The organism is Pedobacter sp. MC2016-14 (assembly GCF_020991475.1).
Taxonomy (GTDB): Bacteria; Bacteroidota; Bacteroidia; order Sphingobacteriales; family Sphingobacteriaceae; genus Pedobacter.
Genome location: NZ_JAJMPA010000003.1, coordinates 677,051 through 703,266, shown reverse-complemented (window position 1 = coordinate 703,266; position 26,216 = coordinate 677,051). Strand labels below are relative to the sequence as shown.

The following is a 26,216-nucleotide window of genomic DNA, read 5'->3' as shown; positions in this document are numbered from 1 at the left end:
TGACTACCCAATAGAAATAATCCTGCCAAAGCCGGTTTTAATTCCCTTATTTCTTAAATAAGCTATATATCAACACTTTATTATGTATGCATAAAATTATTTCTATGCAGTTACTTGTGCTTAAAAAGGCATTTGTCTGTATAGTTTTTGATACAATTTAACTCAAAAAATAAAATTACAATATAAAAGTTTCACCTTTTTCAGGAATACTTACTGTATATCCCAATTCGCTAAATGCCTTACTCAGGCTTTGGAGACTTTTATCTTCTCCGTGTACCAGGAAAATATGCCTGGTTAATTTAGGGTTCTGATGCTTTGCATTATTGATCAGGTCATCATGGTCACCATGTCCGCTTAGCAGATCTGTTTGTTTAATGGTTGCATATACCATCAGGTCCCTGTTCCTTAATCGCACAATAGGATCTCCACGCAACAGGCGGCTTCCAAGTGTGCCTTTTGCGCAGTACCCGATAAATAAAATTGTGCAATAATAGTTCTGGATGTTATAATATAAATGGTCTTGTATCCGCCCTCCTTCAAGCATCCCGGCAGAGGATATGATGATGCAGGGTTCATGATAATTAGAAATCGAAATACTCTCTCTCTTGTCATGCACATAAGAGAGACCATCAAATTCAAATTCATCACCAGCCCTGTTATAAAAAGCCCTGGCCTCTTCGTTCACCAATTGATGATGCTTTCTGTATACCTCCGTTGCGGCACTGGCCAGTGGACTGTCAACAAAAACTTTAACAGGCGGCAGTAATCCTGTGCTAAAGATCTTATTTAGTGCAAATACAAGTGACTGTGTCCTTCCTATACTAAAGGCTGGAATAATCAGCCGCCCCGGAAATTTAATGCAGGTTTCATTTATGGTTTCAATAAGTTTATCCTGCAGGGTGCTGTCTTTAGAATGTAGCCTGCCGCCATAGGTAGATTCGGTTACTAAATAATCTACTTGTGGAATAGGTTCCGGATCTGTTAATACAGGATAATTCTTTCTGCCAATGTCCCCGGTAAAAGCAATTTTCTTCTGGCTGCCGTTTTCGGTTACGGTTAGTACCACTGCCGCTGCACCAAGCAAATGACCAACAGGAATGAACGTTACCGATACCTGTGTATTTATTTTGAAATCTTTATGAAAGCCTATTGTTATAAAGCGCTCCATAGTTTCTGTAACGTGCTTATAAACATAAAGTGGCAGTGGGCCGCTATGGTGTTTTCTACCTTTAGACCTTTTCTGCTGTTTGCTCAAAAAGATATTCACAGAGTCCATCAATAGGATCTCGGTTAAATCGGCTGTGGCTGCGGTGCTTAAAATCTGACCACTAAAGCCAAGTCTCACCAGTGTGGGTAAATTTCCAGAATGGTCAATGTGTGCATGTGTTAAAATAACCACATCTATCTCACGCGGATCGAAAGGAAAGTACTGGTTTTCTTCTTGATATGTGCCCTTTTCATAATCCAATCCACAATCTACCAAAATGGTATAACCCTCCAGTTGCAAAAGGTGCATGCTTCCGGTAACCTGTTTAGCTGCGCCCCATATCGTTAACTTCATATATTATCTTCTTCTAAAGCCACCCAATATATCAATTATTTTTCAGCCTCAAGCCATTCATCCCAATTCCCCACCTTCCATTGATAATTGAGATTTTCGGAAATACGTACAGACGATATTTTTTTCCAGGTTAAAAGTTCATCTTTAAAAGCAGGAACAGGCAATCCTATATTTAAAGTAGCTCTGGTATAAAAATCCTGCTTTTCGGGGTGATGCGGGCAACAAGCATTATAGATATTCCCAAATGCAGACAGCTCAATGATAGCAAGGGTGATACCAAGGCAATCATCCAAATGAATAAGGTTTATAGGCGCTTTTCCATTTGGAATGTCTTTTTTACCGGCAAAAAAACGACCGGGTGCTCTTTCCGGTCCAACCAGCCCCGCAAATCTGATCACTGTAGTAACAAAACCGTTGTTCATGAAAAGTAGATGCTCAGCAGCTAAAATTCCTTCTGCTGAGGAGGTACTGGCATGGGGTCGCGTATACTCATCCACCAAATCGCAGCTGTCTTTATAAACAGAAGTAGAACTGATAAAGATAACTTGCTTAACATCATCTGCTGTGGCCAGTGCTGCAATTCTCTCAATGCATTTATCGTAAGCCTGTTTTTCTGTAGTTAGCTTTTTTGGAGGCAAGGCTATGATCAGCAGCTCTGATTTAAAAAAGTCAGCCGCGACGGTTGCGGTATCGTCTGTTAAGTTTAATAGGTAAGGCTGTATGCCGGCCTTTTCAAGTAAGGCCAGTTTATTTTCAGAAGTTGTAGAGCCCTTAACAGTGTGACCATTTTTAACAAGGCAGCCTCCCATTGCCAGTCCGTACCATCCGCAACCAAGGATGCTAATCGTGTATTTTTTTGTCTCCATCCGTATTATAATATAAAAGCTAGTTATATATAAACAAAAGAGGATGCCTGCAAAGACATCCTCTATATGTTAGCTGTTATGACCAGCGTCATTTAAGCGAAATCAATCAGATTAAAGAACCTTAACATTTGAGGCTTCAGGGCCTTTTTTTCCTTCGTTTAATTCAAATTCAACACTATCTCCTTCAGTGAGATTTTTAAATGCATCTCCTGCAATTGCTGAAAAATGAACAAAAATATCTTTTCCTCCTTGTTCAGGAGTGATAAAACCAAACCCTTTAGAAGAATTGAACCATTTAACTTTTCCTAATGTACTCATATCATGTAATCTATATATGCAGTGAAAGTAATGAATAGAAAGGTAAAAACCTAAAAGCCTAACATTTGTTATGTATTTAAACGTATAGAATATGAAACAGCAAAAGCAAGTACTACCAGATACAGAAAATTTGGGATTAGATGCAGATGGTTCTTCAGACAACCGTATTCGTTATGATCAGGACAGTGATCGCATCTCCCATAACCCAGATGGTGAGGATGATGACTCTGATACCAGCGCGCGTATCGGGCATTCCCCGTTAGAAGATAAATAGCCAGTTTTAAGTTTGGCATCATTTTTTCTAAGTTATCATTAACAAAACAAATTAAATTTATTATTATGAAAAGGTTATTCGCAATATTCGCAATCGCTGTCGTTTTTTCGGCATGTACAAATAAAGCAAAAGAAGAAGCTGCTATGCAAGCTGCCGTTAAAGCTGTAAAAGACAGTATCAGGTTAGACAGTTTGAATAAAGCTGTTGTGATGCAAAAACAAGAAGCAGATCGTCAGAAAGAAGTGGCACGAGTAGCAGAAGAGAAACGTACGCTTATGCTTGCAGAGCAACGGGCATCAGCCAATGCAGCACCTGCAACAAGTCAAACTACCACTACTACCACCACAACCAAAAAGAAAGGTTGGAGTAGTGCAGCAAAAGGTACATTAATAGGGGCCGGTGCTGGTGCAGTTGGTGGCGCGTTAATTGGTAAAGGAAAAGGTGCTATTATCGGTGGTGTAGCCGGAGCAGGTGCTGGTTATCTTATTGGCCGTGGTGAAGATAAAAAGTCTGGCCGTGCTCAATAGTGCTAATCATTAGCTAACATTATTTTAATGTTATATTTAAAAGCTGAAACATAAATGCATATGTTTCAGCTTTTTTTTTGCCAATAATGGCAATTTTGATTTTTATAGTATAAAATTCAGCACATTCTGTTATAATTTCGTATGTTCGTTTATTAAATGGATGTGGAATATTTAATTTGGTATGTCTAAGAAACAAATACTTATCGTAGATGATGAAATCACAATTCTCAAATTGTTGAATTTTGTTTTATCTGCTGAATATGACTTAATTATCAAAACCAGCGGGGTGGAGGCCTTAACCTGGTTGGAAGAAGGCCATTCGCCCGCCTTAATTATATCAGATCTTGAAATGCCTTATTTTGACGGAAGTTCATTCATTTACAATCTAAAAATAAGTGGCTTTTACAGACATACACCTGTAATTATCTTATCAGGTGCCAGTGATTTAGAAGGATTGGTATCTAAAATGAGTTTCACCGTGGATGATTTCATCCCAAAACCATTCAATCCTGCGCAATTAAAAACAGCAATTTCTAATGTTTTCTTAAAGTATGATTCAATCCGAGGTTAGTTCAAAAAATCCAATCAGGTTACTTTATTCCGGGGAATCTTTTAAAGAGGAAGCTTTACCCAGGTTAGAGCAGACATTTTTTCTGCATCAGGAACCTACTATAGAAGACTGCATTAATTACCTTAAAGACCAATCTTTATTCAATTTACCAGACGTCATTGTGATGGAAGTAGATGATAAAGTGAAATCTTTTGAATTTATCAGGTCAATAAAGAAAGATCCTTTATTAAAAGGATTGGTTATCGTATTGCTTTCTAAATCTGCAGATCCCGAAATCAGGGAAATGGCGATGAAGCATAAAGTGAATGACCTTTATGTGTCTCCGGTTCCATTGGAAGATCTTTGCGAGCGGATCATTTTTTTGGTGAAGTTTAAACTCATCAAACCTCAGATGGCAGACCTTGCTAAAATTGATGTTACGTACAAAATCCCTATTTACAAAAGAATATTTGACATTGTAAGTTCAGGTATGGTTTTATTAGTGCTTTCTCCTTTTTTATTAATTGTAGCCATTATCATTGCTATTGAATCTAAGGGGCCAATTATTTTTAAAAGTAAAAGGGTAGGGACCGGGTATCAGGTGTTCGACTTCTACAAGTTTCGTTCTATGCGTGCCAATGCCAGTAATGAGCTTCAGGCGTTAAGTAATGAACTTAATCAATATGACAAGTCAGAAACCGGCGCCACAACTTTTGTGAAATTAAAGAATGATCCAAGAATCACTAAATTTGGACACTTCATCAGAAAATACAGTATAGATGAGCTGCCTCAACTTTTAAATGTTTTCTTCGGCGATATGTCTGTAGTAGGAAACCGTCCATTGCCACTGTATGAAGCAGAAATGCTGACTTCTAATGAATGGTCAATGCGTTTTCTTGGTCCTGCAGGTTTAACCGGATTATGGCAGGTAAGCAGAAGAGGAAAGGCTGATATGTCTGAAAGAGAACGTAAAAAGCTGGATAATTTCTATGCGCAGAATTATTCATTCTGGCTAGACTTTAAAATCATCCTGCAAACTTTCCCTGCTGTAGTTCAAAAAGAGCAAGTATAGCTTAAAACAAGATCATAAAAAAGCCTATCCGTTTTTTCGGATAGGCTTTTTTATGATCTCTTTGTATGCTTAGTGATTTAGAAATGAGTAGCAATCCTCATTTCATGCAAACCTAACTTTCATGAGGAAGGAACAACCCCGCCAGGCGAGGAATGTTACATATCGTCGCAGTTTGTTCTGGTGATGTTTACACCATTGATGATTACATCAAACTCGGTACGTCTGTTCAACTGCTGATCTGCTTCAGAACAAGGCATCCCATCAAAGCATCTGTTTACCAGTCTTGTTTTACCATAGTACTCAACGCTAACCCTGCTTGGAGAAACACCTCTTGCAACAAGATATGCTTTGGCATTCTCACCTCTGCGCAGAGAAAGATCCCTGTTGTAAGATTCAGATGCGCGACTATCGCAATGGCTTGAAGTATTTACAGTTATTTCAGGATATTTACGCATTAAGTCTATCAGATCATCTAATGCGGGTCTGGCATCACGTCTAATCTCTGCTCTGTCCAAATCATAATAGATGTTCTGAACTGCAAATACCCGCTTCATAGAGTCGCAGTGGTTTAACACATACTGTTGTTTACTTTCTGCTTTGCTTAGCAAAATATCTCTTTTGATGGTAGAATCCTGCTCAATACCTTCAGAGCTTACAAAGCCCATATTACTTACATAACTGATTTTTTGAGTTGTCATCTCATAATCTGTTTCTCTCGGCATATCTTTTCTATATTCACCTTTTCCATTTGTACGTACGGTATCTGCGCCATCCAGTGAGCGGAATAAAATTCTCGCATTAGGAATTGGAAGTTTAGTTCTCGAATCCCTCACCACACCTTCAAGGATAATACGGTAAGATACCCGGTTAAAGCGGTAGATGTCATCATTCCCTTTTCTGTTTGAGCTTAAGTAGCCAGACTTTAAGTCATCGGCCATAATCAAACCAAAATCATCCGTTTGTGAGTTGATAGGAGCACCCATGTTATGGGGGGCAGCAACTGGTCTCATTTCCTTCAAAGGCACTTCAAAAATATCCAGGCCGCCTAAGCCTGCCAAACCATTTGAAGCAAAATATAAATTGCCATCTTTATCCAAACTTGGGAACATTTCATTTCCCTCAGTATTGATCTGTTTGCCTAAATTAACAGGTCTGGTGAATTGCCCGGATCCAGATCTTACACTATAGTATAAGTCAGTACCACCAAAACCGCCAGGCATATCCGATGCAAAAACCAGTATCGTGCCGTCTTTGCTCAAAGCAGGGTGTCCGGTAGAATATTCATCACTATTGTAAGGAAACTCCGTGATGTTACCTAACGTTGCACCTTCAGCAATATAAAGCTTTAGCTTCATAATGCCATCTTTGCTCTTCTTAGCAGAGCCTTTGTAATAATTGTTCCTGGTAAAAATTACAGAGCCATCAGGAAAACTTGCAGCGGCACCGTCATGGTATTTGGTATTTAATCCAGGCAAGAGTTTTGTGTATTCCTGTTTAGGCCCAACAGCGCTAAGTACATCGCGCTCAACAGTTGCAGTATACTGTCCAAGTGTTCTCGTGTCGTTGCTGGTAGGCGGGGTATCGTCATCGTTAAAACGCGTTTTTTGCATGGTACCAGGCTTGGCCGCCCCAATAATACTATCCGGATTTACCACTTTAATGTCTTTCAGTTTTGCAACTGCATACAAATTTGTAAAAGGTGTATTATCCCATTGCCAAACTCTTTTAGATAACGTTCCGGTTTTTCTATTGCTGCTAAACATCAACCCATCCTTATAAAAGGCTGGTGCATAATCAGCACTACTTGTATTCAGGTTAGTAAAACCTAACTTCCAGTGACCAGAATTTCTACGGATGTTAGAGATGTTACTGGCAGAAAAAGCAGCCGCACGTTTATCTTCCGGTACTAAAGAAAGGTATTTCCTGTAAAAGCCTTCAGAACGTTCATATTGTTGCACATTGGCCAATACTTGAGCATAATTCAATGCCCATTCAGGTTTAACTCCTTTTTGTCTGATCAGTTGATCATACCAGTCTAAGGCCCCTTCATAATTATTGGTCATTTTATAACTGTAAGCCAGCATTTCTATGGCTTTAACGTTACCTGTATCTTTTCTTACAATGACACTCAACTGCTTAATGGCGGATGCATATTTTAGCGCTTTAAAAGCAGCTGTTGCACTTTTCATTGCCGCATCGTCACCAGATGACTGGGCACGTAAACTTTGTCCAGCTATAATAACCAACAAAGAAAGGATCAATATAAATTTATTTGCGTTTGGTTTCATAGTTGATTAGAAAAATCTAGGAGATAAAATTTTACCTTTTTCAAAGCCGAATTCATAACGGATCATGATCTCATGACTTCCCGAATTAAAGTTTTGAAGTTGCGTTGTACTTCGGTCGTAACTGTAACCAATTCTAAACTGAGGAGTGGCCTGGATTTCAATAAGGGCAGAAACATCAGCCGCAGAGCGGTAGCCAGCGCCAATGCCTATGGCGTCTTTAATCCAGAAGGTTAAGTTTGCATCTCCTTCAATTGGTGCACCTTTAACTCCTTTAATCAAAACAGAAGGTTTTAATTTAAACTCTTCCGAAAGCGGGAATACATAGCCTGAAGCAAGAAAGAGGTGTAAAGACTGTTTGCCGGCCAGTTTAGTGCCAGATGAATTTTCAGCAGACAGGCTGTTAGGCATCAAATCCATAGCAGATAGCCCCAGGTAAAATTTGTCTGTATTGTAATATACCCCAGTACCAAAATTGAAAAGCATTTTGTTGATGTTATTCGCAAAAGCAGGGTCATAAGCAGGTAGGGAACTCAAAGGCTGATCTGTTAAGTTCGCTTTGTATTGACTTAAATCTCCCTGAACACCAAAACTTAAAGTTGCTTCTTCCATTCTAATACGGTAGGCGAAACTCAATGCGGCACCATTAGTTTGTTCTGCACCCAGCTTATCACTAAAAATCTGAAGTCCAATCCCAAACCGTTTGTTCATAATAGGCGCATCAATGGTAAATGTTCCTGTTTTAGGTGCGCCTTCAATTCCTGTCCACTGACTTCTTGCAAGAGCCGTGGCCGAAACCACGTTTCGGCTTCCTGCATAGGCAGGGTTTACAGCCAGGGTATTGAACATATATTGTGTGTACATCCGGTCCTGCTGTGCCATAAGGCTATTGCAAATCAGCAGTAGGGGTACTATTATAATTCCTTTTAATCTTTTCATTTTATCGTTTAATTGTAATGTAACCCACACGTCTGTCTTGTCCATCAATAGTAATGATGTAATAATACGTTCCATCAGGAACATCATCACCCATATGAATACCCTCAGTGGTTTTTCCGTTCCAGGTGTTTGCGTAAGTTTTGTTGCGGTGTACTAAATTACCCCATCTGTTATAAACTTCAAGCGCTATTACTTTTCCTCCGCCATTCTCAATCACAAAGAAATCGTTGATGCCATCGTTGTTAGGAGAGAAGCCTTTCGGGATAAAGATGTCTTGAAGAACCAATTTAACAGGTGTAAATTCAGAAGAGCTAAAATCTCCCGCAGTAATAGGATCTGGATTAACTCCATTGGTAGAAAGATCAGAAGTTCTGCTTCCATCGGTTACACTATAAGCTTCAACAAATCCAGAGTTGTAAAAAGTTCCATCTTTTTTGTCCAGTCTTACATTCACTTCCAGTACCACCGTTTCTTTAGATTTAGCAGCCATTGAACTTGTATTTAAGAGCAATTCTGTTACTGAGGTGCCGTTATAATTGTTATTAACGCGTAATGGGCCAGATGCATTTAACCTCGTTACAGTAACCGCATTTCCTCCAAATGTAGTGGCTAGGTTATCTGTTAAAGATACCCGATCTACAGCTACATCACCAATATTTACAAGCGTAAAAGTATACGTCATCGTATACGTACCATCTGCATTTTTAACTGGGCCGGCACTCAATTGCTTCGCCAAACCAATCTTCGCAGGTGTAGTTACAGTTACGGTTACTCTTGCCGGAGCAGAAGTATTGCCATCCGGGTCGGTAATTACATAAAAGAATTCATCAGGACCAGTATAACCTGGAGCAGGAGTATACGTTACCACACCAGTTACCGGATTAAAGACTACAGTGCCATGAAGGGGTAAAGTGGGGAAGGTAACAGTGCCGCCTGTAGGTAATGGAATGCCAGGTACAGCTATAGGTGTATTTATCGGCGTTGAAACCGTTAATGGTGGTGCAGGAATAACTACAGAAGGCCTAACTGTAATGTTAACCGTTATTGGGTCAGAAACTACACCATCAGGTACTGTAGTTAGCCTGTAGGTAAAACTATCCGGACCAGAATAGCCAGGTGTAGGTGTGTAAACAGGGATCCCGTCTGCACCTATAGTAACCGTACCATGTAATGGTGGTGTATTTATACTAACGGTGGTACCAGTAGCACCCGGGTCATTGTTCTTAACGGGAATAGGTACTAAAGTCGCATTAGAGTTAACAGTAACAGGATCAGTAATACCTGTTGGTTTTACCGTAACGGTGACTTCAATTGGCTCAGATTCTAAACCGTCTAATGTAGTACGAAGCTTGTAAGTAAATTTATCTATTCCAGAATAACCAGGCAGTGGAGTATAAACAACTTCACCAGCTGTATTAAATTCAAGCGTACCGTTAGGAGGATTTGAAGTTAAAACAATTGATGTACCTGTTTGACTTAAATCATTTGTTTTAACAGGAATTGCTATAGGATTGTTCGTAGTTGTATTTGCTGTATTTGGGGATCCTACCGGAATTACATCGATATTTACAGTGATCAGATCAGAATTAACCAGGTCTGCAGTTTGCAATCTATAGGTAAAGCTGTCTTTTCCGGAATATCCGTTAGCAGGCGTATAAAGAGGTATACCACTTCCATTCAATACCACAGAACCATGAGTTGGCATATCTGCAAATAAAATGGTGGTACCTGCACTGCTCACATCATTATCTTTAACAGGAATGGTTATGGCCACATTGGTATTGGTTGATTTGTAATCATCTGCTCCAATAGGTTTAACCGTTACAGTAACTGTAATAGGGTCAGACACCAATCCATCTAAGGTAGTTGTTAAGATATAAGTGAAAACAGCTTCACCAGAGAAATTGGCTGCTGGTGTAAATACAATGTTACCATCTGCATTTACAACTGCCGTTCCTTTTGAAGCTGAAGGTGTAGTAGCAAGACTAAGTTGCGTACCAATTTTACTAAGGTCGTTATCTTTTGCTAAAATGGTTACAGGAACATTTATAGGTGTCGTTTTTACGTCAGCACTACCCACAGGTTTCACATCAATATTTACAGTTATAGGATCTGAAAATAAAGCACCATTTTTTAATAAATAAGTGAAGGTATCTTTACCAGAATATCCGGTTGCCGGCGTATAAACCGGATTGCCAGCGGCGTTGTACGTAACTGTACCATTTGCAGGTGGTGTACCAGGGGTTATTGTAGTTCCGGTTTTACTGATGTCATTGTCTTTAACCAGAATGGTCAGTGGAACATTCGTAGTCGTTAATGCACCATCTTGCGAACCAGCTGGACGGACATTTATGTTTACCATAATTGCATCAGACTCTGTCAATCCATCAGGTGTTTTCAAAGTGTAGGTAAAGCTATCTGTACCAGAAAACCCAGGTGTAGGTGTATATACTGGATTACCGGCGCCATTGAGTACCACAGTACCATTAGCCGGAGGACTTAAAAGGCTTACATTGGTTACCGGGCCACTTAAATCATTTTCTTTAACCAATATGGTAACTGGAACATTCGAAACTGTACTAGAAACATCATTAGAACCGACAGGCTTAACCGTAATGGTAAAAAGAATGTTGTCAGATTGGACACCATCAGCTGTAAGTAAAGCATAATTAAAGAAGTCTTTACCGATAAAACCAGGGAATGGCGTGTAGTTAATGGTACCGTCAGGATTAATTCCTATAGTACCATTTGCAGGATTAGATTTTGGAATTACTGTTGTATTAGCTTTACTTAAATCATTGGCTTTAATGTCTTTGTTTAAAACAGGTATATTAACCGTTGTAGTAGCCTGATCAGCTGCCCCTACCGGCTTCACATTAATCAGCACTGTAATTGGCGCAGAATTCACATTACTACTGCTTCTTATCACATATTTTAAGGAGTCTAATCCGCTATAACCCGGTGTAGGCGTATAAAAAATGGTGCCGTCAGGATTAATTACTGAAGTACCGTGAGTAGGTAACAAATCTGGTAAAACTGTTGCGCCGGTTTTACCAGGATCATTATCCAGCACAGGGATAGTAACCGGAATGTTGGTAGGAGTAGTAGCTACGTCATTTAAGCCAATTGGTGTAAGCACCACATGTATATTCACAATGGCCTGATTGGATACTACACCGTAAATGTCCTTAATCGTATAAACAAAAGAGTCATTTCCAATAAAGCCTGCATTAGGTCTATAAATTACATCTCCGGTAACCGCATCCAGTACAAGCGTTCCACGCGCTGGCTGTGCAGTAATTACAACAGATGACTTTACAATTGTTAGGTTGCCATCGGGATCTGAATCATTGTCAAGAATATGTATAGCGATGTCTGTTTCAAGGTTTGTACTCACTTCATCGTTCGCGGCGACAGGAGGGCGATTGACCAAAACCGTTACATCGTCAAAGCTTTGGCAGCTACCGGCCGTTGTTATCGTCCATCTAAATACATATGCACCACCTACTAAGTTTCCGGCGGTAGTATTATATAAAGTATTGTTGGCAAAAGTAGCTACACTTGGGCCTGAAATTTGAGTCCATGCGCCTGTATTTCCAATGCCAGGGTCATTTCCTGCCAATGTAAAACTCAAAGGCAATCCAAGATAATTGATTACCGCATCCGGCCCGGCATCAGCTGTAATACCTGCAGCTATATAGTTAAAGGTTACTGTCGCAACAGTAGATGTTTTTCCATAATTGTCTTTAATGGTGTAATCGGCTGCAACAGTTCCGGTAAAAGATGATAAAGGCACAAAAGTTACGGTACCGTTGTCATTGGCGGTAAATGTACCCTTACCGGCAATGGTGAAAGTTTTTTGAAATCCGGCAAGTGCAGGATTAAGGTCTATGGTACTAGGTTCAATGACCGCATTTGTATTTGTCGTGATGTCGTTGGCAAAAACATTGGTGCTGCTCTGGTTGCCAGGACAGGCAGCTTGTGTATCATTATTTGCGGTTGGCGCTACCAGTGAGCCTTCATCAAATACTGAAATGGCCACATTTCTAACCTCATGGAAGTTGGTCTGGTCACCAGTGGAAGAAGCAAATCCATACCGTAAATTAGCAGGCGCGATTTCAGCATAGGGGAATCTGTCGATTATGGTTACTGGCATCAGCGGTGGTGTACCTCCCTGAGTCAGTTTAACAGTAATGAAATAACCACCGGAAGGATTGGGCTCCAGTTCCATGAGTACCCTGCGGTAGCCCACATTTGTAGAGTCCGGCATACGCTCACTTCCGTTACCCACCAAATCTATACCTAGGTCTGAAGACCTTTTACTTGTTAAATAAGTATAATTGTCTGGGGTTAATGCTGCGCCATCTCCCTTACCTCTAAGTGTAATTGATCCAGCCACCTGTCCAATTCCTGGACCTTGTCTACCTTCGTTTGTGTTCGAAAAGTTACCAAATTCATCTAATCCAATAGCGAGATAGCCTTTGCTTACACCGGGAGAGACAGGCGTAGTAGTGGTAATCTGTGCATATCCCAACGAACCACCGAAACCACCGATAACAAATGGATTAGCTGTGGCATCAAATAAGAAAAAGCTGATCCCATCGGCACCGGTTCCGCCATAGATATAGTATTCAAATTCAACCCTTAGTCCTTTGCTGGAAGGGAAATTTGAAGTACTATAGGCATAACCTTTCTGGTTATTGGCTGCACTGGTTAAGCGAAGATATCCATTTCCAACCGGATCAATTGGTGTGCCCCCAAGAGAAGAATTTCCGGAGGCCGTTAAAAATGCAGCTGGTGCGCCACCAAAGGTGATTCCAGGTGCCGTAGCAGCTCTAAAACTTTCCACGTATGGAAATTGAGCAAAAGACTTTGGTATAAAACAAAGCCACACTAAAAAGAATACGGAGTACCGTAAAAATTTTATCATAAGTTTAAAATAATGTCAATAACACCACAATTAAAGGCAAATATAAAGCCATTTGACCGCTTTATATCATTGGTTTAATACATTAAAGGCTTTTATAAGCCTCATCATACTAAAATCCATAAAAATTAAAACACCTGCTAGTTTTAGCACCTATTTTGTCATTCTTTTTTGAGGAAATACTTCCCGTTACTAGCAAGCAATTCCCCGATAATTTAAACCCGATCCCAGGAATTAGTCGCGCCGTTGTACTTCTTAATAATTTTCCCAGGATTTCCTGCTACAATGGAAAAGGGGGGCACATCTTTGGTAACAACTGTTCCGGCAGCTATTACACTATGTTTTCCAATAGTTACCCCGGCAGTAATAACTACATTTGCGGCAATCCAGCAATCGTCCTCAATCCTGATTTCTGAAGTGGTTACATTTTGCTGTGAGATAGGTAGATGTACATCCTGATAGCTGTGATTTAAGCCACTCATTACCACATTTTGGGCAATGATAATATTATTCCCTAACGTAACCGGTCCGATAATCACATTGCTCATTCCAATTAAAGTCCTATTGCCGATAAACACAGGTCCTACGCCATTGTTTATGGTGCTAAAATCCTCTATAGTAGCATACTCGCCCAGTTCAAATTTATTAAAAGGCAAAACGTCAATTCTGGTTCTTCTTCTTATTTTACTGCCTTTTCCTCTTTTATGCACAAATGGATTTACAAATAACTTAATCCATAACCGGGGTCGCGCTTCGTGCCGGGGAACAATCATCCAATGTACAATCTTTTTGAGTTTAGGATTGTTTTTTACTCGCTCTGAGAGTGATGCCATATTTATGATTTATTATATGGTACAATATTAGCATATTCTGAAGAAGAAATATATATTTGACCATTACTTAGCTAGTTTATGAACAAAAAAAGATACTCTTTATTCTTATGGTTACTATTTTTCAGTTTAATAGGACCTGTCAGTAATCTTAGAGCTCAGGAAGCGATACTCAGTGAAATTTCTTATCTCTATTTAAATAAGCTAATTGCGGCTGCAAAAGAAAATTATCCGAGGTTAAAATCATTTGAAAGTGAAATAAAAGCAGCCAAAAGTGATTTGTCGGGAGTTAAGATTTCCTGGTTAGAGCCCTTCTCTTTCCAATATGTTTCTCGTTCAAATAGGGCAAGTTCAAATTTAGTCAATGTAACAACAGCAGATATTTTAAATGGCTATCAGATTGGTATTTCAATCAACCCTGGGTCTTTATTAGCAAAGCCGAGTCAAATTAAAAAAGCAAAGGAACAAGTTCGGATCGCACAATATAACAGGGATGAGTATGATCTTTCTCTGGAAGCAGCCGTTAAAACCAGATATTTTGCATACATACAAGCACAGAAATCTGTCATCCCAGCAACTAATGCTTACCTTGATGCTGAAAATAACTTCAAATCAATAAAAATTGCTTATCAAAGAGCCGAAGTAACTTTACAGATTTACAACGAGGCTTCTATTGCCTTCAATCAAGCATTGACTACAAAATTACAGATTGAAGGAAATTACCTAACTGCTAAAGCAGCCTTAGAAGAACTAACTGTTAAAAAGCTCGAAGAAATAAAATAAATGGACGAGGTAAAAAAATTCCTAAATATCGTTAAGAAGTATTTACTGGTTCTGATTATAGTTCCTGTAATTACAGTAATCATTACTTATTTTCTTGTAAGGAATCTTTCTGATTCATATGTATCTCAAGTACAAATTGCAACTGGTATTGTGGATGAAACCCAGCAATATCAGCAACAGTCTATCTTAAATCAGGGTGTTTTACCTAGTGAGCAAGCTAATCAGGAATTTAATAACCTGATTACCATGATGAAGATGAAGAAAATGCTTGATCAGATTTCCTACAAATTGATTATTAATGATCTGACTACAAGTAAACCATTTAGACAGCCTGGTAAGGCTATAAAAGATCTGAATCCAAATGCTAAAGCGCATGCACTGGAGGTATATCGGGAAATGTATCGAAAGAAAATGCCTTTGAATTTGTGGGATAAGGATCAAAATGGTCTGTTTAATGTTATTAAATCAGTGCGTTATGATAGTGGGAGCTTAAGCGAAAAACTTAATATTTATCGTTCTGGCTCAAGTGATTTTATTATTGTTGAGTTTGAATCCGAAGATCCAGAATTATCGGCATTTGTTGTAAATTCACTATCCAATGAATTTGTAGCGTACTACTCTACAATTGTAAAGACAAATCAAGTTAAAGCAACTAATTTCTTAGGACAACTTTTAAAAGAGAAAAGCGATACACTGACCAAGAAAATGGCAGCACTTCGCACTTATAAGATCAATAACCGTGTTTTAAATTTGGATGAGCAATCCAAACAGTTATATTCAAATATTGTAGATTTTGATAATAAAAAGCAGGAAGCTGTACAAAATACTTCGTCTTATGCTGGTGCGCTGAATGAAATTGATAGAAAGTTTAGCCCTGGTGAACGCCGGTATATTGAGGCTGCGTTGTCTAAAGTAAACCAGGATATTGTTGGTACCAAAGAAGAATTGAGTGCATTGTATGATCAATATTATAAAAGTGATTTTGATGAAAAGTATAAGATTTCTATTGATTCTTTGCAAAGGCAACTCACTGCTGAAATCAATCGATCTTCAGATCAGTATATTAACAATCCCTTAGCAACCAAGCAGGCTTTAATAGAACAAAAATTAGATTTAGAAGTTAAGCTTGACGTTTCCAGATATAGCATCAATGCATTGGAACGTGAAATTAATAAGTTGAATAAAGATTTTGATCAGCTTGTTCCGAAAGAAGCCGAAGTGCAGTCTTATGAAATGAGCATAGACATTGCTACTAAAGAATATTTAGATATCCTGAATAAATACAACCAGAGTAGTTTGGAGTCTGGTATATCCATTAAGCTTAATGTAGTTCAAATGGGAATGCCAGGTTTGGCGCAACCTTCTAAAAAAATGCTACTGGTAATTCTTAGTGGTATAATTACGGCAGTAATAGTGCTGTTAGTACTATTTGTCTTGTTTTTAATAGATCACAGTATTCTTTCAGCTGAAGAACTATCCAATAAAACAGAACTTCCGGTTATAGGAAGTTTAAGCACCTTGAATCTTCCTTCTATAGATCTAAAAGGGATATGGAAACATGATGAAGAGCTACCTGTTCCCGTACTTGAACTTAAAAACCAGTTGAGGTCTATTCGTTATGAAATTGAAAATGACCTTAAAGGTAAAGTTCTGGTGGTAAATAGCATGACGCCCTTACAAGGTAAGACATTTGTTGCTATGAGCCTTGCTTTTGCCTGGATGATGACCAATAAAAAGGTGTTGGTTATAGATGGTAATTTTAGTAGTCCGAAGATCAGTAACAGTTCAAATTCCACAATTTATGTAGAAGATTTTTTACAGGGGAAAAGTTTTATTCAAACGGATTTCAGAGAGTCTTCTTTGGTGGTTTTAAAGAACAGGGGAGGTGACGCATCTTTAATTGAGGTTGCGAGTTATGAACAAATCAGGGAAAAGTTAGATTGGGCTAAACAATGGTTTGATTTAATTATTATTGAAACTGCAGCACTTGAAGTACTAAATCAACCTAAAGAATGGATTTCCTTTGCAGACAAAGTAATTGGCATTTTTAATTATGGGCAAACAATTGACAGGAAGAAATTATACTATGCCAATTATTTAAAGAATACAGGTTTATTCACAGGTTGGGTGATGAATAAAGTCCCAGAAAAAAAATAATTATGTGGTTATTTGAGGTGCCATTTATTGCTTTACAATTGCTGATTGGGTATAACCTTGTTTTCCCGGTATTTTTGTATCTATTATGGTTAATTTTCAGAAAACAATTAAAACAACCCATTGAGCTTCCTTCAGTAGAAGCTGATTATGGAATCATTGTAACTGCTTATGAGCAGACTAATACATTACCCTTTGTTGTAGACTCCATATTAAAATTAAAATATTCCAACTATCTGGTTTATATTGTAGCAGATAAATGTGATATTTCTGCACTTAATTTTAATGATTCACGTGTTGTTTTATTGCGGCCAGAAGAAACACTGGCAAGTAATACAAAGTCTCATTTGTATGCCATGGATCATTTTTTAAGGGTTCATGATCGCATTACAATTATAGATAGTGACAATTTGGTCCATGCCGATTACTTAAATCAATTGAATACTGCTTTCGAGCAAGGTTTTGTTGCTGTTCAGGGGGTACGCGAAGCTAAAAACTTAAATACTACTATCGCTTCGCTGGATGCTGCACGTGACATTTATTATCATTTTTATGATGGTAAGGTTCTATTCGAATTGGGTTCTTCGGCCACGCTTGCAGGGTCTGGAATGGCATTTGAGGCCAAACTTTATTATGAGTTCTTAGTTAAAAATCCGGTGACTGGAGCCGGTTTTGATAAGGTGCTACAAAACTGGCTGGTTAAGCAGGGCATTAGAATTGCATTCGCTGAAAATGCTTTTGTATATGATGAAAAGACATCTAAGTCTGAGCAATTGGTGCAACAACGCAGTCGTTGGATCAACACCTGGTTTAAATATTTCAAGCTTGGATTTGGCATATTATGGGCTGGAATTACAAAATGGAACTGCAATCAATTTCTATTTGGGATTGTGCTTTTAAGACCACCGCTGTTTCTTTTTATTATCGCTTCGGGCATTTTCATGTTCATTAACATATTCATTTCTTTAACTGCCTTCCTAATATGGTGTATTGCTTTTTTGCTTTTCATCTTAGGCTTTTATCTCGCTTTGGTCAGGGCAAAAGTAGATGCCAGGATATATAAGTCATTAATTAACATTCCAAAGTTTATTTACTTACAAGTTATTTCATTGTTAAAAAGCAAGAATGCAAATAAGGCTTCTGTTGCGACTACTCACTACCATAACGAATCCATAAACGGTATAAATTCAGATCCTAATGAAAATCTACCCGTATAAAAAAAGTGAAGAGGAGCTAATAAAGAGCAAAAAAAGATTAGAGAAACTTTGCTACTACGTGGCTTGCATCGTTTGTGCTGCTTCGACATATTATTTTTTTATAAAACTTGTGTTCTTATAATCCTGGTTGTATTTATTTATGAAGTTTAAAATTGCCTTGTCTAAGATTACTCCATTAATGCTGCTGGCAGTCACAGCTCCATTGGCGATTTTATTAACACTAGGTACATTTTATTATGGATTAAATTTCGGAGTTTTAGTATTTATAATATTGATAGGTATTCCTGTGGCGATATCAGTTATTATCTATCCAAAATTTGGAATCGTAATTCTTCTGACTTTTGCTTATGTGATTGCCCTTATAAGTAGATTAGGGGTTCATTTTCCTTTAGGAACCGTTATGGACGGCCTTGAGTTGCTACTAATTTTAGGCTTTCTGATTTATCAGAAACAAAATCCTGGTTTGGAGAAGTTCAAAAACACAATTAGTTACATAATCCTTGCCTGGATAGGCTATAATTTGTTACAATTCTTCAATCCTACGGCTGAATCAAGATTGGCTTGGGTATATACAATTAGGTCTGTTGCGGCAGTAATGATTATGTATTTTGTTTTTATGACCCAGATAAGGACGGTAAATTTTGTGAGGCTTATACTTAAACTTTGGATTGGATTGGCCTTTTTTGCTGCACTATATGCCTTTAAGTCTGAACACCTGGGCTTCTTTCAATTTGAGAAAGATTGGTTAGCTTCTGACCCTAATTTATCTACGTTGTATTTTATTGCAGGTCATTGGCGGAAGTCGTCAATATTTTCTGATCCCGTAGCCTTCTCTTATAATATGGTAACCAGCTCTATATTGTGCCTGACGCTAATGATGAATAATATGAAGGTGTATAAGAAAATCATTCTGGGTTTTTTAGTTGTTTTCTTTATGTTGAATATGTTGTATTCCGGTACCAGAGGGGCAAACGTTCTTTTACCTGCAGCAATATTTTTATTAGCCATATTGAAGTTTAATTACAGAGTACTTGGTTTATCAATACTAGGAATGATCTTTTTGGCTATCCTCGTTTATATGCCTACATCCAATCAAAATTTGATTAGGTTTCAATCTGCGTTTAGACCTTCAGACGATCCTTCCTTTAATTTACGTGGAATCAATCAGAAACGCATACAACCATTTATACAGACCCATCCCTTTGGTGGTGGGTTGGGCGCAACTGGTACCTGGGGAGAGAGATTTGCGCCTAATTCTTACCTGGCCCATTTTCCACCTGATAGTGGTTATGTCAGGGTAGCCGTTGAATTGGGGTTTGTGGGGTTGATATTGTTCTGTACATTAATGTTTACCATCCTAAAAACAGGGATTACGAATTATTATAAAATTAAGGATCCTGAATTGAAAGGTTACTGTTTAGCCATGGTACTGATCATTTTTGCGTTGAACATTGGGAATTATCCTCAGGAAGCATTGGTACAATTCCCAACGAGTATTTATTTTTACTTGTTTGTAGCATTGATAAATGTTACCTTAATTCTTGATAAAGAAAAGCAGCAAGAAGAATTATCTAAATTATAATCATGACTTTAATTAAAAACAGGGATATTATTGTTGTCGGTTTGCAACCCTGGGATACGGAGATAGGAAGTAATTGCAAAAACATAGCGATTGAATTTAGTAAACACAACCGTGTTTTATATGTCAATTCACCACTTGACCGAATTACTAAAATTAAGAGAAAGAATGATAAAGATGTTAAAAAGAGGCTAGCGATTTTAAGTGGCGAGGCTGAAGATTTGGAGCTGATAGCGCCGAACTTATGGGTGTATTACCCTGATGTGGTTATCGAATCCATCAACTGGATTAAAATTAACTTCATATTTGACCTCTTAAACCGCTCAAATAATAAGCTGTTTTCTAATTCTATTGTTAAGGCGGTTAAAAAACTCCAGTTTAAGAATTACCTGCTTTTCAACGATAACGATATTTTCAGGAGCTTTTATTTGAAGGATTATTTAAAGCCTGACAGCAGTATTTATTATTCCAGGGATTATTTAATTGGGGTAGACTATTGGAGACATCATGGTTCACGATTAGAACCGAAACTGATGGCCAAAAGTGATGTATGTACAGCCAACTCAGCATACCTGGCAAAATTGTGCGGATTGTATAACCCCCATTCTTATTATGTTGGTCAGGGCTGTGAAATAGATATCTTTCTGGATGCAGATCAGCAAGCTGTTCCTAATGATATGAACACAATTAAAGCTCCAATACTTGGGTATGTGGGAGCCTTGCAGTCATTGCGGCTAGACCTTGAATTGATAAAATATATTGCAGAACAGAAACCAGACTGGAATGTAGTACTAGTTGGTCCTGAAGATGGCGACTTTGCTAAAAGTGGTTTACATAAAATGACAAATGTACATTTTCTAGGGTCTAAAAATCCTGACGAACTTCCTGCGTATGTCAATTCATTTGACGTTTGCATGAATCCCCAAAAAGTAAACGAAGTTACAATTGGCAATTACCCGCGAAAGATTGACGAGTACCTTGCTGTTGGAAAGCCCATATTAGCTACAAGAACGGAAAGTATGGAGGTATTTGCTGACTTTGTTTTTCTTGCAGATACGAAAGAACAGTACCTGGAATACCTTGAGCAGGCAAGGTTAACTGATAGTGTTGATTTACAAAAATCAAGAAAGCGTTTTGCTGCCCAGCATACCTGGGAAGCTAGTGTGCGGGAAATTTACAAAGCCATAAAAACTAACAATGCAACATATAATGGACAATAGCCCAAAAAAGACTATTTTAAGAGTTGAATCAATAGATTATTTAAGAGGATTGGCTGCTTTAAGCATTTTGGCCTATCATATGCATCTTTTTACTTTTGGTGAGGTTGATTCCTCTTCTATGCTTGGCAAACTTAAAATTTATGGTGTATCTATTTTTTATATTTTAAGTGGGATTACTTTATATATCGTTTACGCCAATAGGTTATACCTTAACAAATCAGATTTAATTGGTTTTTATATCAAAAGGTTCTTTAGATTGGTGCCCTTACTATGGCTGGCGACAATTTTAACCCTTATTTTTCAGTATAATCCTGAAATAATGACGCTAAAAAAAATAGTCCTGAATGTTACCATTATTCCTGGTGCAATCAGACCTGAAGGGTTTATTGCAAGTGGTGCCTGGTCTATCGGTAATGAAATTTTCTTTTATCTTTTTTTTCCATTCATTATCTATTTAGGAAGGATAAATAAGGCATTTATTTACATGAGTTTGCTCTTGTCATTTGTTGCTTTATATTATTTTGCATTTTATATTTTGGACCCAAATGTTGCACTGGGTGCACAGTGGTCTAATTATGTTAATCCATTGGGGCAGATTTTTTACTTTTTTACCGGAATAGCATTGGGCTCAATTGGTGGATTAGTGCCCAGAAAAAACATCATAACAGGCATTTTAATTCTTGTATTTTCTGCTTTGTTTTATACTTATCAGGTTTTTGGAGAACCTGTTCAGCTGGTAACCGGGCTAAATAAAATGATCTTATCATTTTATATCACTGTCATTTGTTTTCTGTTTTACAAATTCGATTTTGAAAGCTTTAATGAATACCTAAAAGATGTGCTTCAATTTTTCGGTAATATCAGCTATTCTTTATATTTGCTGCATCCCATAACATATGGGATAGTAGGTAGTTTATTAGGTTTTTTTGCAATTAAATCCAGTATTGCGCTAATTACATTGACAGTTGTTTTTTCTATTCTGTTTGCCTGGTTAAGTTATGTGTATTTTGAAAAATTCTTCATCAAACTAGGAAAGAAATACCATGATAAAGCAATATTGAAGTTTAAGTAGGGGGATTTATAGTCAATACATTATGAGGTATTTGTTGTTCTTTATGGGGTTTTATCTACTAATGTTGTGCTATTTTGCGGCGGATATCGTATATTAAAGTATTAACTGTATAGATCAATTGGAATGTTAGTAGGCCATATTATTTTAGCGCATAAAGATCCAAATCAGCTTAGGCGTTTGGTTTTAAGTCTGTGGCACCCCGATGCATTGATCATGGTCCATTTGGATCGTAAGACAGATATTAAAGGCTTTAAGGACTTATTTAATAGTCCGGGGATACACTTTGTAAAGAAACGGGTTTCTGTAAATTGGGGAGGTTTTAGCCAGATAAAGGCTACGTTGAACAGCTTAGAAGAGTTGCTGGTGATAGCACCATCTGTAAAATATATCAATCTGTTGAGTGGTCAGGATTACCCTGTCAGAAAGCTTTCTGAGTTTCATCAATTTCTTCAAAATAAATCTGAGGGTGCGTTTATGGAATTTCTACCTTTAAATGATCCATGGGTTCAAAAGTCAAAAGATCGTTTTAACCGCTATCATTTAGCTGATTTTTCGTTTTTTGGCAAATTTAAAGTTGAGCGGATTATGGATGCTTTACTTCCAACGCGAGCCTTTCCAAAAGATTTTCATTTGACAGGGAAGTCACAATGGTTTACCATTGACAGTGAATGTGCCCGCTATGTGTTAAATTTTATTAAAGAACATAAACACATATATAGTAGTTTTACTTACAGTTGGGGCTCAGATGAGTTGTTTTTTCAAAGTATCTTATATAATTCTCCATTAAAAAACAGGTTGCAGAACAACAACTTAAGATATATTGATTGGTCGGAAAATAAATCCAGTCCAAAAACATTAACACTCTCAGATCTTAATAAGATTGAAGATTCAAATTGCTTTTTCGCACGTAAGTTTGATGAAGGGATAGATAAAGCTATTCTTAACCATCTTGATGAAAATGTACTTTAGGTTTATTTAAAAAATTTGGCAAGGATAAATCTATAGTAAAAATAAGGTAATAACATCGGGTTGTCATTCTTTATATGCGCTTTTACGGTTTTATGCAAGTTCACACCTGTATCCGTTAAGGCAGTTTTATTGTTTCCATCAGAGTGAAAGATACCCAGAGTTGCATCCACCTTGCTTACTTTAAATTTCTGGTATGCCTTCAATAAAAACCATACATCCATCGCAAAATGATTGTCAACTGGAAACTCACCTATTTCAACCTGTACCTTGCGCTTATAAAAATAACTTACCGGATTATTCGGGAATAAATTAAGCCAGTAGCGTACAATATCTAAATATTTATTTGAAGGTATTCGCGTCACTTTTTCATCAGGGGCCAGGTAAATTAAATTTCCAACTATCATATCCGCTTCCGGATAATCTTTAAAGGCTTTGGCAATTGTTTTAAAGGCATTTGGAGAAAACTCATCGTCTGCATTGAGATATACAATAATATCCCCGTTGCTCATCTTAAATGCTTTATTCATGGCATCAGACTGACCCTTATCACGTTCAGAAATATAATTGATATGGCTGTATCTTTTTATGATGTCCAATGTATCATCCTTAGAGCCACCATCTGTTATAATGTGTTCGTAATCCTTGTAATCCTGATCAATTACACTCTGAATAGCTCGCTCAATGTATTTACCTGAGTTAAATGATGGAGTCAAAACACTTATTTTCATCTTTTTATAGTTTTCTTTTGTATGTGATGAAGCTATTATAATGGTTTCATCTTTTTATAATTTAAAATGGTTAAGGAGCTATATGGAATTGTTTGATTGTTTTTTAAGGAATAACGTTTGATAAATCTGCTTCACAAACAAAATGCTTTCTTTATAGCCAATTGAATAAATACTCCAATAATTAAATTTAGAAAATTTATTTAATGGAGGATAGGTTACAAATATAGCAACCAGTGTAGGGAAAAGGCTGGCAATTGTTATCGCATACACAGATTTAAAAATAGACAGACTAAAATAATCGCCAATTAAATTTACAAAAAGCATGATTAAAATTTTGTAGAAATTCACCTTAGGAAGGTGGACAACATCTAGTGTTATTGCAAAAAAACGGTCAATGGGATATAAAATCGCAATACACATAAATATCCTGAAAAGATTTGGTGCTGCCGTGTCCAGGTATTTTGCTCCCCCAATTAGCTGGATAATGGGTTCTGCAAAAATGAGTGCACCAATCGCGGCGCAAATAATGGCTATTGATAGCATTCCGGCCATTTTTTTCATGGTATACATCATTTCTTCTCTCTTGTTATTGTTGTAGTGGCTAGAGAGTACCGGCATTCCAGAACTGGCAATACTTAAAAGTGGTATTTCAATAATTTGAAGTAGTTTTCCCCCAAGGTTATAAACTGCAATTGCTGCCGGACCAAGAAAAAAATTGATAAAAAACGTGTCTGTCACCTGGAATAGGTTTGCACTGATGCTTGTTCCAAAACTATATTTACCAAAATGGAAAAGCTCCAGGCAGGTTTTCTTTGTAGAGTTTCTAAGTTTAGACAACATTGTCCATCCCACTAACAATGCAATGATACTTGATAAGGTATTTGTAGCTATATAAGCCAATATAATAGTTGTTAAATTCGCTTTGTTTAAGAGGGCAAGCGTCATCGCTGCTCCTGTAAATAAACCCTGACTAATGAGCCTTAACCTAAGTAGGCGGTCAAATCTTTTTTCCCCCTGAATAACCAGGCTAGCCATAAATGCGGGAAGTGTAATGATACTAATCAATGAAAAATATTTCATGAATAAATTCATCCCTTCATTTTTTACATATGGGGCTAAAAAGTAGGTAGGAATATTAATGACTACACAAGCAATTGTAACAATTAAGGCGATCATCCAGGTAGAACCAGCTACTTCATTGGCGCGGGTTCTCTCGGTGCCGGAGTAGAAAGTGATAAATGAAGTGGTTAGGAATCCAGATCTTACGGTATCAACGAGGCCCAAAATTGTAATGAAAAAAATATAGACTCCAATATCCTGCACCGTTAACGCCCTATAAAGAACAGCCAGTGTCACCATTCCGAATACAGAAACAACTCCATTTCCAAGAAGTGACTGAAAATGAGGGTTTTTTAAGGCTGATATAATGGCTTTTAGTTTTGACATAAAAAATGAGGGGCAATTATTAATGGACTGATAAAGCTTGATTTTCGCTTTCTTTGATTTTTTTAAACCATGCCTCAGCTAATTTATCAAGTCCCTTTTCTGTAAAATGGACAGCATCTGCCCTATAATAAGCGAGGTTTAAGGAATCTGTATTAGGACCCGGAAAAACATCTTTTCTTTCTTCAATTACTTCTGTTTGTGCGGTCGTAATTTTTGGATTTATACCTAGCGGATAATCATTATTATATGGGAAGTAGCTTGTAATTGATGAATAAAAAGGGGCATTGAAGCCATTGCTTCTAAAAATCTGTACTAATTTATTTAACCGCGATTTATATTCTTGTTTTGTTGTCCCATCCACATTATCAGTTTCACCCTGATCCCAAAAGATGTGGGTTAATTTTATGTTTTTCTCTTTGAGGTCTTCCAATGCCTTGTCTAAAATAGTTCTGCAATCTCCGCTTGTCCATTTAGTTATTGAGGTTTGTCCAATTCCAATGGGAACGATGATTACCTTACTGTAAAGACCACTATCAACCAACATATCAGCTACACGTGTCCAAACACTACAGCCTGCCCCATCTGGGCCTAATAAGGGTTCTTTAGCGGGAAAGATCTCCCCTTTATAAAAGTTATATATCTCATTTCTGCATTGGTATGTTCCATTTCCATAGTTTGCAGCATTGGATTGACCAAAAGATAAAAAAATCATTACTTTATCACTTTTAATCAACTGATCCGTATTTTCAATAGGTTTTCTAAAATGCCAGTGATTTCTTATAAATTGTGCATTTATAAGATATTCTCTGTTTCTATTGGCTAAAATACCAAGTACAACTCCCACAACAACTCCAATAAATACATGGTACTTTTTAACGCTCATTTTTTTTGATTTAATG

21 protein-coding genes are annotated in these 26,216 nt (G+C 37.5%); 11 read left to right on the top strand and 10 right to left on the bottom strand.

From position 1 onward, the window contains the following. Nucleotides 1-175: 175 nt before the first annotated feature. The 3 genes from LPB86_RS18470 to LPB86_RS18460 all read right to left on the bottom strand — a co-directional run bounded on the left by LPB86_RS18470 (nt 176) and on the right by LPB86_RS18460 (nt 2,745). Nucleotides 176-1,561, bottom strand: coding sequence for an MBL fold metallo-hydrolase (locus LPB86_RS18470; protein ID WP_230692889.1), 1,386 nt, complete (start codon nt 1,559-1,561; stop codon nt 176-178). Nucleotides 1,562-1,596: 35 nt separating this feature from the next. Then, a complete protein-coding gene (locus tag LPB86_RS18465) occupies nt 1,597-2,427 on the bottom strand; it encodes an NAD(P)H-binding protein (RefSeq protein WP_230692888.1) in 831 nt (276 codons plus the stop codon). Nucleotides 2,428-2,538: 111 nt separating this feature from the next. Next, complete coding sequence (locus LPB86_RS18460; RefSeq protein WP_230692887.1) at nt 2,539-2,745, bottom strand: cold-shock protein; 207 nt, start codon at nt 2,743-2,745, stop codon at nt 2,539-2,541. Between the two features lie 91 nt (nt 2,746-2,836). Here LPB86_RS18460 and LPB86_RS18455 point away from each other — a divergent pair, with 91 nt between their 5' ends. The 4 genes from LPB86_RS18455 to LPB86_RS18440 all read left to right on the top strand — a co-directional run bounded on the left by LPB86_RS18455 (nt 2,837) and on the right by LPB86_RS18440 (nt 5,168). Further along, a complete protein-coding gene (locus LPB86_RS18455) occupies nt 2,837-3,019 on the top strand; it encodes a hypothetical protein (RefSeq protein ID WP_230692886.1) in 183 nt (60 codons plus the stop codon). A gap of 65 nt (nt 3,020-3,084) precedes the next feature. After that, nucleotides 3,085-3,546 (top strand): YMGG-like glycine zipper-containing protein, encoded by a 462-nt coding sequence (locus LPB86_RS18450; protein WP_230692885.1) that lies wholly within the window; start codon nt 3,085-3,087, stop codon nt 3,544-3,546. Nucleotides 3,547-3,727: 181 nt separating this feature from the next. Continuing rightward, on the top strand, nt 3,728-4,117 hold the full coding sequence (locus LPB86_RS18445) for a two-component system response regulator (RefSeq protein WP_230692884.1): 390 nt from the start codon (nt 3,728-3,730) through the stop codon (nt 4,115-4,117). Continuing rightward, nucleotides 4,098-5,168, top strand: coding sequence for a sugar transferase (locus tag LPB86_RS18440; RefSeq protein ID WP_230692883.1), 1,071 nt, complete (start codon nt 4,098-4,100; stop codon nt 5,166-5,168). Before LPB86_RS18445 ends, LPB86_RS18440 begins: the two co-directional genes overlap by 20 nt. 155 nt (nt 5,169-5,323) lie before the next feature. On the opposite strand, the gene LPB86_RS18435 is transcribed toward LPB86_RS18440, so the two are convergent. The 4 genes from LPB86_RS18435 to LPB86_RS18420 all read right to left on the bottom strand — a co-directional run bounded on the left by LPB86_RS18435 (nt 5,324) and on the right by LPB86_RS18420 (nt 14,152). Further along, the gene (locus LPB86_RS18435) at nt 5,324-7,456 is read right to left on the bottom strand and encodes an OmpA family protein (protein WP_230692882.1); all 2,133 of its coding nucleotides are present in this window, start codon (nt 7,454-7,456) and stop codon (nt 5,324-5,326) included. A 6-nt stretch (nt 7,457-7,462) separates the two neighbouring features. After that, nucleotides 7,463-8,392, bottom strand: a complete 930-nt coding sequence (locus LPB86_RS18430; protein ID WP_230692881.1) for a type IX secretion system membrane protein PorP/SprF — start codon at nt 8,390-8,392, stop codon at nt 7,463-7,465. Between the two features lies 1 nt (nt 8,393). Continuing rightward, nucleotides 8,394-13,322, bottom strand: a complete 4,929-nt coding sequence (locus LPB86_RS18425) for an Ig-like domain-containing protein (protein WP_230692880.1) — start codon at nt 13,320-13,322, stop codon at nt 8,394-8,396. Between the two features lie 212 nt (nt 13,323-13,534). Then, nucleotides 13,535-14,152, bottom strand: a complete 618-nt coding sequence (locus LPB86_RS18420; RefSeq protein WP_230692879.1) for a DapH/DapD/GlmU-related protein — start codon at nt 14,150-14,152, stop codon at nt 13,535-13,537. Nucleotides 14,153-14,230: 78 nt separating this feature from the next. On the opposite strand from LPB86_RS18420, the gene LPB86_RS18415 reads away from it, so the two are divergent. From LPB86_RS18415 to LPB86_RS18385, 7 genes are all read left to right on the top strand, one after another. Continuing rightward, nucleotides 14,231-14,932 (top strand): TolC family protein, encoded by a 702-nt coding sequence (locus LPB86_RS18415; RefSeq protein ID WP_230692878.1) that lies wholly within the window; start codon nt 14,231-14,233, stop codon nt 14,930-14,932. Beyond that, nucleotides 14,933-17,089, top strand: a complete 2,157-nt coding sequence (locus LPB86_RS18410) for a lipopolysaccharide biosynthesis protein (protein ID WP_230692877.1) — start codon at nt 14,933-14,935, stop codon at nt 17,087-17,089. 2 nt (nt 17,090-17,091) lie between these two features. Further along, a complete protein-coding gene (locus tag LPB86_RS18405; protein ID WP_230692876.1) occupies nt 17,092-18,303 on the top strand; it encodes a glycosyltransferase in 1,212 nt (403 codons plus the stop codon). A 139-nt stretch (nt 18,304-18,442) separates the two neighbouring features. Continuing rightward, nucleotides 18,443-19,885, top strand: a complete 1,443-nt coding sequence (locus LPB86_RS18400; protein ID WP_230692875.1) for an O-antigen ligase — start codon at nt 18,443-18,445, stop codon at nt 19,883-19,885. 2 nt (nt 19,886-19,887) lie between these two features. Then, nucleotides 19,888-21,102: a glycosyltransferase gene (locus LPB86_RS18395; RefSeq protein WP_230692874.1), complete on the top strand. Its 1,215-nt coding sequence runs from the start codon at nt 19,888-19,890 to the stop codon at nt 21,100-21,102. Further along, nucleotides 21,080-22,174 (top strand): acyltransferase, encoded by a 1,095-nt coding sequence (locus LPB86_RS18390; RefSeq protein ID WP_230692873.1) that lies wholly within the window; start codon nt 21,080-21,082, stop codon nt 22,172-22,174. Before LPB86_RS18395 ends, LPB86_RS18390 begins: the two co-directional genes overlap by 23 nt. 123 nt (nt 22,175-22,297) lie before the next feature. Beyond that, nucleotides 22,298-23,143: a beta-1,6-N-acetylglucosaminyltransferase gene (locus LPB86_RS18385; protein ID WP_230692872.1), complete on the top strand. Its 846-nt coding sequence runs from the start codon at nt 22,298-22,300 to the stop codon at nt 23,141-23,143. Between the two features lie 2 nt (nt 23,144-23,145). On the opposite strand, the gene LPB86_RS18380 is transcribed toward LPB86_RS18385, so the two are convergent. From LPB86_RS18380 to LPB86_RS18370, 3 genes are all read right to left on the bottom strand, one after another. Beyond that, entirely contained in the window at nt 23,146-23,871 is a 726-nt protein-coding gene (locus LPB86_RS18380; RefSeq protein ID WP_230692871.1) for a glycosyltransferase family 2 protein, read from the bottom strand. A gap of 78 nt (nt 23,872-23,949) precedes the next feature. Next, on the bottom strand, nt 23,950-25,317 hold the full coding sequence (locus LPB86_RS18375) for an oligosaccharide flippase family protein (RefSeq protein ID WP_230692870.1): 1,368 nt from the start codon (nt 25,315-25,317) through the stop codon (nt 23,950-23,952). A 19-nt stretch (nt 25,318-25,336) separates the two neighbouring features. Further along, a complete protein-coding gene (locus LPB86_RS18370) occupies nt 25,337-26,200 on the bottom strand; it encodes a sialate O-acetylesterase (RefSeq protein WP_230692869.1) in 864 nt (287 codons plus the stop codon). Nucleotides 26,201-26,216: the final 16 nt, after the last annotated feature.

What these genes read in the sequence shown, in the direction of transcription:
- LPB86_RS18395 (WP_230692874.1), top strand. Translation starts at nt 19,888, where the DNA reads ATGACTTTAATTAAAAACAGGGATATTATTGTTGTCGGTTTGCAACCC.
- LPB86_RS18420 (WP_230692879.1), bottom strand. Translation starts at nt 14,152, where the DNA reads ATGGCATCACTCTCAGAGCGAGTAAAAAACAATCCTAAACTCAAAAAG.
- LPB86_RS18390 (WP_230692873.1), top strand. Translation starts at nt 21,080, where the DNA reads ATGCAACATATAATGGACAATAGCCCAAAAAAGACTATTTTAAGAGTT.
- LPB86_RS18380 (WP_230692871.1), bottom strand. Translation starts at nt 23,871, where the DNA reads ATGAAAATAAGTGTTTTGACTCCATCATTTAACTCAGGTAAATACATT.
- LPB86_RS18425 (WP_230692880.1), bottom strand. Translation starts at nt 13,322, where the DNA reads ATGATAAAATTTTTACGGTACTCCGTATTCTTTTTAGTGTGGCTTTGT.
- LPB86_RS18435 (WP_230692882.1), bottom strand. Translation starts at nt 7,456, where the DNA reads ATGAAACCAAACGCAAATAAATTTATATTGATCCTTTCTTTGTTGGTT.
- LPB86_RS18370 (WP_230692869.1), bottom strand. Translation starts at nt 26,200, where the DNA reads ATGAGCGTTAAAAAGTACCATGTATTTATTGGAGTTGTTGTGGGAGTT.
- LPB86_RS18375 (WP_230692870.1), bottom strand. Translation starts at nt 25,317, where the DNA reads ATGTCAAAACTAAAAGCCATTATATCAGCCTTAAAAAACCCTCATTTT.
- LPB86_RS18385 (WP_230692872.1), top strand. Translation starts at nt 22,298, where the DNA reads ATGTTAGTAGGCCATATTATTTTAGCGCATAAAGATCCAAATCAGCTT.
- LPB86_RS18445 (WP_230692884.1), top strand. Translation starts at nt 3,728, where the DNA reads ATGTCTAAGAAACAAATACTTATCGTAGATGATGAAATCACAATTCTC.
- LPB86_RS18460 (WP_230692887.1), bottom strand. Translation starts at nt 2,745, where the DNA reads ATGAGTACATTAGGAAAAGTTAAATGGTTCAATTCTTCTAAAGGGTTT.
- LPB86_RS18470 (WP_230692889.1), bottom strand. Translation starts at nt 1,561, where the DNA reads ATGAAGTTAACGATATGGGGCGCAGCTAAACAGGTTACCGGAAGCATG.
- LPB86_RS18450 (WP_230692885.1), top strand. Translation starts at nt 3,085, where the DNA reads ATGAAAAGGTTATTCGCAATATTCGCAATCGCTGTCGTTTTTTCGGCA.
- LPB86_RS18410 (WP_230692877.1), top strand. Translation starts at nt 14,933, where the DNA reads ATGGACGAGGTAAAAAAATTCCTAAATATCGTTAAGAAGTATTTACTG.
- LPB86_RS18430 (WP_230692881.1), bottom strand. Translation starts at nt 8,392, where the DNA reads ATGAAAAGATTAAAAGGAATTATAATAGTACCCCTACTGCTGATTTGC.
- LPB86_RS18400 (WP_230692875.1), top strand. Translation starts at nt 18,443, where the DNA reads ATGAAGTTTAAAATTGCCTTGTCTAAGATTACTCCATTAATGCTGCTG.
- LPB86_RS18455 (WP_230692886.1), top strand. Translation starts at nt 2,837, where the DNA reads ATGAAACAGCAAAAGCAAGTACTACCAGATACAGAAAATTTGGGATTA.
- LPB86_RS18415 (WP_230692878.1), top strand. Translation starts at nt 14,231, where the DNA reads ATGAACAAAAAAAGATACTCTTTATTCTTATGGTTACTATTTTTCAGT.
- LPB86_RS18440 (WP_230692883.1), top strand. Translation starts at nt 4,098, where the DNA reads ATGATTCAATCCGAGGTTAGTTCAAAAAATCCAATCAGGTTACTTTAT.
- LPB86_RS18465 (WP_230692888.1), bottom strand. Translation starts at nt 2,427, where the DNA reads ATGGAGACAAAAAAATACACGATTAGCATCCTTGGTTGCGGATGGTAC.
- LPB86_RS18405 (WP_230692876.1), top strand. Translation starts at nt 17,092, where the DNA reads ATGTGGTTATTTGAGGTGCCATTTATTGCTTTACAATTGCTGATTGGG.